We start from the raw sequence: 6,120 nt of genomic DNA on the forward strand, positions 1-6,120 counted from the left end.
CGGCCGAGGGGCGGATGGCCCCTCAGGCGCGCGCGACCCGGTGCCACAGCGCCGCGTAGGCCTTCGCGGCCTCTGAGCGCGGAGCGAAGGCGCCGATCGCCGCGTGCTTCTCGCCCATCCGCTCCGCGACGACCGTGAACGGCACGACGATGTCGGTGATCTCGGCGACGCGCGACGGCAGCTCGTCAGCGGCGTCGCGGTGGCTGCGCTTGCGCCGGTCGACCATCGTGAGGAACGCCACGAGCGCGGCGTCGCGCCCGTCCTCCGCGAGCAGGTCGCGCACCTGGTCGAAGGACCGCAGCGAGAGCAGCGACGGCGCGAGCGGCGCGAGCACGACGTCGGCCGCACGCAGGGCGTTCTCGGCGACGAGCGATGCGCCCGGCGGGCAGTCGAGGATCACGACGTCGTAGTCGTCGCGCAGCGGCTTCAGGACGCGCGCGAGGCGCGACCCCGACTTCTTCGTCGCGTCCAGGGCGATGTCGAGGTCGCGATAGGAGGCGTCCGCGGGCAGGACGTCCACCCCGTCGACCGACGTCTCCCGGATGGCCTTGGCGGCCGATCGCTCGCCTGAGAGGACCGCCTCCGCACCGCCGCGCAGCTTCTGGCGCACACCGAGCAGCCACGTCGCGGCCGCCTGCGGATCGAGGTCCCACAGCAGGACGCGATGCCCGTCCGCTGCGGCCTGCCAGGCGAGGTTCACGGCGGTCGTCGTCTTCCCGACGCCGCCCTTCGTGCTGAAGACGGCGATCACGCGCGAGTCGCTCATGGCGCCATCCTTCCACGGACGCGGGAGCGCCCCGGGGAACAGGTCCCCGGGGCGCTCCTCAGCATCGCTGTGCGCGGCTCAGACGCCGAAGTACAGCTCGTACTCGAAGGGGTGAGGACGCTGCGCGAGCGGCTTGATCTCGTTCTCCTCCTTGTACTCGATCCAGGTGTCGATGAGCTCCTGCGTGAACACGCCGCCCTCGAGGAGGAACGCGTGGTCCTCGCGGAGCGCGTCGAGCGAGTCCTGCAGCGAGTTCGGGACCTGGGGGATGCCCTTGGCCTCCTCGGCGGGGAGCTCGTACAGGTCCTTGTCGACCGGCTCGTGCGGCTCGATGCGGTTCTTGATGCCGTCGAGGCCGGCCATGAGCTGCGCGGCGAACGCGAGGTACGGGTTGCCCGACGCGTCGGGGGCGCGGAACTCGATGCGCTTGGCCTTCGGGTTCGAGCCGGTGATCGGGATGCGGATGGCCGCGGAGCGGTTGCCGGCGGAGTAGACGAGGTTCACGGGAGCCTCGAAGCCCTTGACGAGACGGTGGTAGCTGTTCAGCGTCGGGTTCGTGAACGCGAGGACCGCGGGAGCGTGCGCGAGGATGCCGCCGATGTACCAGCGGGCGATGTCGCTCAGGCCGCCGTAGCCGGTCTCGTCGTAGAAGAGGGGCTTGCCGTCGGCCCACAGCGACTGGTGCGTGTGCATGCCGGAGCCGTTGTCGCCGAAGAGCGGCTTGGGCATGAAGGTCGCGACCTTGCCCCACTCCTCGGCCGTGTTCTTGACGATGTACTTGAACTTCAGGATGTCGTCGGCCGCGTGCACCATGGTGTCGAAGCGGTAGTTGATCTCCTGCTGGCCGCCCGTGCCCACCTCGTGGTGCGCGCGCTCGAGCTCGAGGCCGGCCTCGATGAGCTTGAGGCTGATGTCGTCGCGGAGGTCAGCCGTCTTGTCGACGGGGGACACCGGGAAGTAGCCGCCCTTGTACGGGGTCTTGTTGGCCAGGTTGCCGCCCTCTTCGGCGCGGCCCGTGTTCCACGCGCCCTCCTCGGAGTCCACCGAGTAGAAGCTCGCGTTCTGCTTCACCTCGTAGCGCACGTCGTCGAAGATGTAGAACTCGGCCTCGGGAGCGAAGTACGCGGTGTCGGCGATGCCGGTGGAGGCGAGGTACTTCTCGGCCTTCTTGGCGACCTGACGCGGGTCCTTCGCGTAGATCTCGCCGTTGCGCGGGTTGTAGATGTCGAAGACCATGATGAGCGTCTTCGCCTCGCGGAACGGGTCGAGGTATGCCGTCGACACGTCGGGGATGAGCTGCATGTCCGACTCGTGGATGTTCGCGAACCCGCGGATCGAGGAGCCGTCGAAGAGCTGGCCGACCGTGAAGAACTCCTCGTCCACGGTGGAAGCCGGGATGTTGAAGTGCTGCTGGACGCCGGGAAGGTCCGTGAAGCGGATGTCGAGGAACTTGACGTCCTCGTCCTTGATGAACTTCAGGACCTCGGAGGAATCTTTGAACATTGAGGCTCCAGTTGTGGGATCTCGGGTGGGGCAATCCGTGGAACGGACGACGCGGCAAACCTACGGCTCCGGCGTTGCCTCGTCATGTCCCTTATGTTTCCGGCATGTTACACAGCCCGGTTCCTCTAGGCTCGTCGGGTGACATCCCCCACCCACGCCGACCACCCGGGGGCCAGCCTGGGCCTGCCGGCATCGGGCGCCGGCTCGATCGCCCGTCCTGGCCGCCGCATCGCCGCGCTCGCGATCGACTACGCGGCGGCGACCCTCATCGCATCCGCCTTCTTCGGGTACGACCAGTTCGCTCTGCCCAGCGAGGCCGGTCTCACGATGTTCACGCCGCTCATGGTGTTCGCGGCGCTGCAGGTGCTCTTCATCCCCATGCTCGGCGGGAGCCCAGGGCACCGGCTCGTCGGGATGCGCCTGGTCCGAGCGGATGGCGCGTGGACGGGCGTCTGGCGGCCGATCGTGCGCACCGCGCTCCTCATGCTGGTGATCCCGGCCGTCGTGTGGGACCAGGACCAGCGGGGCCTGCATGACAAGGCCGCCGGGACGGTTCTCCTGCGCGCGTGACGCCCCTGACATGACGATGCCCTCGCCGCGCGGCGAGGGCATCGTCATGTCAGAGGGTCAGCGCGGCCGCTGCGAGCGGACCTTCGTCGGGTCGATGCCCTTCGGGATGGGCAGCGACGTGATCGACTGCGACACCGACTCGATGCGCTGCAGCACGGCGCCCATCGTCGCGCGGTCGATCGCCTTCGGCAGGGCCTTGATCGTCTTCGCGAGCTGGTCGATCGGCACCTCGCCCTCGCCGTGGCCGACGTAGAACTCGTGGACCGGAACGCCCGACGCCACACGCTGGGCGCGCATCCGCTCGTCGCGCATGAGGCGCGTGAGCCGGCCCTTGGAGCCCTCTCCGACGACGACGATGCCGCCGCGGCCCACGGCGCGGTAGACCGCCTCCTGCGTCTTGGGGTTGATGCCGACCGGCATCTCCTCGCCGCGCCAGTTGCGGCCGAGCATGTTCGAGAGGACGTGGCCGCTCGCGCCGGGCATGCCGTCGAGCTTGCGGTACATCGCGCGCGTCGAGAAGCGCGTCATGGTCATCATGGCAGCGAGCGCGCCGACCATGAGTCCGGTGATGCCCCAGAGGAGGATGCCCCACCACTGCGGCTGCAGCAGGAAGCCGACGACGACGCCGAGGGCGACGCCGAGCACCACGATCCCGGCGAGCAGCCAGCCGAGCCAGGGGAAGGCCTCACGGGTGAACGTGAACAGTGACCTGATCTGCGAGAAGAAGCCGGGTCGCTTCTCGGCGGAAGTGCTGCGTGCCATGGGACAAGCCTACCGGCGCGCGGGTGCGCCCGAGTGCCGCTGAGCGGCCGACGACGCGTGCACAGGCGCCTCCGGACGGCGCGTCGGGCGCGTCGGCGCGATCCGCCGCGCGCCTCGCGGCCCCTGCGGGCGAGAGTGGGCGCATGGGGTGGGACGACGTGATCTCGGGGGAGCCGGGCATCTCCGAGGGGACCGGCGCGTATCGGCTGATCCGACACGTGGCTCCTCCCGGTGCGCCGCTCGCGGGTGAGCTCGCGGCTGCCGGCGACGATGTGGTCCAGCTCGTGCGGACCGAAGCGGCGGAGGGATGGGAAGGATGGCGTGCCGCCGGCGCGCAGCACGTGCTCGCTCCGGTCGACATCGTGCGGCTTCCGGATGGCCACGCGCTCGCGCTGCCGTGGTGCGTCGCGCGCCTGGAGACCTGGCTCGCCGGACGGCTCGCACGCGGGCCGGCGCTCGCGGGCGGGGAGATCGTGACGCTCGCGGTGAGCGTCCTCCGCGGCGTGCAGGAGGCCTGGGCGGGCCGCGCGGGGGACGAGCACGGGCCGAGCGGCGAGTGGTGGCTCACCGACGAGGCGCGCCCGGTGCTCGCTCTCGGTGCCGGGGATGCCGCCGAGGCCTCCGCACGGCGCGTGCTGGCGACCGTGAGCGAGGCATCGGGCGACCGCGTCGTGCGGCGCGCACTCGACGAGTGCGCGACCGCGCTCGAGCGCCCGCGCGGGCTCCACCGCGCGCTCCCCGAGCTCGAGTCGCGGCTGTTCGACGCCTGCGCGCCGCGACCTCTGCTCCGAGCGGACGACGGCGCCGAGAACTCGGACGCGGCAGCGACGCCCGAACGGCGTCAGGGCGCGGACCAGCCGGACCGCGCGGCGATGCCAGCCTGGAGCGACTGGATCGACCGGCACGTCGATGCGGGCGTGGGGATGCTGGCGACGCGCGCGTGGGAGGGGCTGCGCGAGGGGGCGGCGCTCATCCGAGCCCGTCTGCGGCCGCGCGGCGCGCGCACGGGCTCGCGTCGCGCTCCGCTTCTCGTCGGAGGCGCATGCGCGGCCGCGGTCCTCCTCGCCGGAGCCCTGTGGCCGTCGGACGCGTCGCCCGGCGCGGGCGCCGCAGAGGAGCCGGCCGCGGCTGCCGAGCCGGCAGATGCCGCGGGCGCGCCCGAGAGCGAGCACGGCCCCGAGGCGGACGGGGTCGACGACGAGACGCCCGAGCAGGCGACGGCGCGGCTCGTCGAGGGGGCGGATGACGCCACCGTGGCCCTTCTCGACGACTTCGGGGATGTCGCCGTCACCCGCGCCGTGGTGGACGGCGAGACCCGGCACGTCGTGCTCGAGCGGGTCGACGGCGCATGGCGCCTGCGCCAGGTCTACGACACGGCGAAGGGGGCCGGATGAACGCGGTGCGTCCATCCGGCCCCCTTCGCGCGGGGCGCATCGACCTCAGATGCCGAGGTCGCCCGCGAAGTCCGCCGCCTCGAGGCGCGCCTTGACCGCCGACAGGAAGCGGGCGGCGTCCGCGCCGTCGATCGTGCGGTGGTCGTACGAGAGCGCGAGGTACACGTACGAGCGGATGCCGATGGCCTCGACCCCGTCGACCTTCACGACGCCGGGGCGCTTGAAGACGACGCCCGTGCCGAGGATCGCCGACTGCGGCAGGAACACGACCGGCGTGTCGAACAGCGCGCCGCGCGATCCGGTGTTCGTCAGGGTGAAGGTGCCGCCCGAGAGCTCGTCCGGCTTCAGCTTGTTGTCGCGCGTGCGCGCGGCGAGGTCGGCGATCTCGTGGGCGATCTGCGCGAGGTTCTTCGACCCGGCGTCGCGGACGACCGGGGTGAGGAGACCGCGCTCGGTGTCGACCGCGATGGAGAGGTTCTCCGTCGGCGGGTAGACGATGTTGTTCTCGCCGTCGACCGTCGCGTTGACGATCGGGTACGCCTGCAGCGCCTCGGCGGCGGCGAGGGCGAAGAACGGCAGGAACGACAGCTTGTCGCCGGTCTTCTCGAGGAACGTGCCCTTGACCTCGTCGCGGAAGGCGGCGAGCTTCGTGACGTCGACCTCGACGACCGTGGTCAGCTGAGCGGTCTTCTGCATCGACTCGACGGCGCGCGACGCCAGCACCTTGCGCAGGCGCGACATCGGGGCGGTCGTGCCGCGCAGCGGCGACGGCTCGGGCTTGACCGCCGCAGCGGCAGCCGGCGCGGCAGCCGGAGCGGCGGCAGCGCCCTCCGCGGCCTTGAGGACGTCCTCCTTGCGGATGCGGCCGCCGACGCCCGTGCCCTTGACCGTGGACAGGTCGACATTGTTCTGCGCCGCGAGACGGCGCACGAGCGGCGTCACGTAGAGCTTCTCGTCCTCGCCGGCGGGCGCGGCCGGCGCCGCAGGCGCGGCCGGAGCAGCAGCCGGAGCGGGAGCAGCCGGGGCGGCGGGAGCAGCAGCCGGAGCGGGAGCAGCCGGGGCGGCGGGAGCAGCAGCCGGAGCGGGAGCAGCCGGGGCGGCGGGAGCAGCAGCCGGAGCGGGAGC

At 71.7% G+C, this 6,120-nt stretch carries 6 protein-coding genes; 2 read left to right on the forward strand and 4 right to left on the reverse strand.

The window, feature by feature from the left end; translation table 11 throughout:
- Positions 1–22: 22 nt before the first annotated feature.
- Positions 23–766, reverse strand: a complete 744-nt coding sequence (locus ACOWU6_RS02155) for a ParA family protein (RefSeq protein ID WP_282977965.1) — start codon at positions 764–766, stop codon at positions 23–25.
- Between the two features lie 78 nt (positions 767–844).
- Positions 845–2,269: a type I glutamate--ammonia ligase gene (gene glnA, locus ACOWU6_RS02160; RefSeq protein WP_271172098.1), complete on the reverse strand. Its 1,425-nt coding sequence runs from the start codon at positions 2,267–2,269 to the stop codon at positions 845–847.
- A gap of 138 nt (positions 2,270–2,407) precedes the next feature.
- Between glnA and ACOWU6_RS02165 the strand changes: the two genes are divergently transcribed.
- Entirely contained in the window at positions 2,408–2,839 is a 432-nt protein-coding gene (locus ACOWU6_RS02165; RefSeq protein ID WP_282977963.1) for an RDD family protein, read from the forward strand.
- Between the two features lie 57 nt (positions 2,840–2,896).
- Here ACOWU6_RS02165 and ACOWU6_RS02170 read toward each other — a convergent pair whose 3' ends face one another.
- Complete coding sequence (locus ACOWU6_RS02170) at positions 2,897–3,601, reverse strand: DUF4191 family protein (RefSeq protein ID WP_271172096.1); 705 nt, start codon at positions 3,599–3,601, stop codon at positions 2,897–2,899.
- A gap of 143 nt (positions 3,602–3,744) precedes the next feature.
- On the opposite strand from ACOWU6_RS02170, the gene ACOWU6_RS02175 reads away from it, so the two are divergent.
- Entirely contained in the window at positions 3,745–4,995 is a 1,251-nt protein-coding gene (locus tag ACOWU6_RS02175) for a hypothetical protein (RefSeq protein WP_421074540.1), read from the forward strand.
- Positions 4,996–5,040: 45 nt separating this feature from the next.
- Here ACOWU6_RS02175 and sucB read toward each other — a convergent pair.
- Positions 5,041–6,120, reverse strand: a 1,080-nt coding sequence (gene sucB, locus ACOWU6_RS02180; RefSeq protein WP_421074541.1) for a 2-oxoglutarate dehydrogenase, E2 component, dihydrolipoamide succinyltransferase, incomplete at its 5' end; no start/stop codon positions are given.

This window comes from Microbacterium sp. SA156, from assembly GCF_049065455.1.
Taxonomy (GTDB): Bacteria; Actinomycetota; Actinomycetes; order Actinomycetales; family Microbacteriaceae; genus Microbacterium; species Microbacterium barkeri.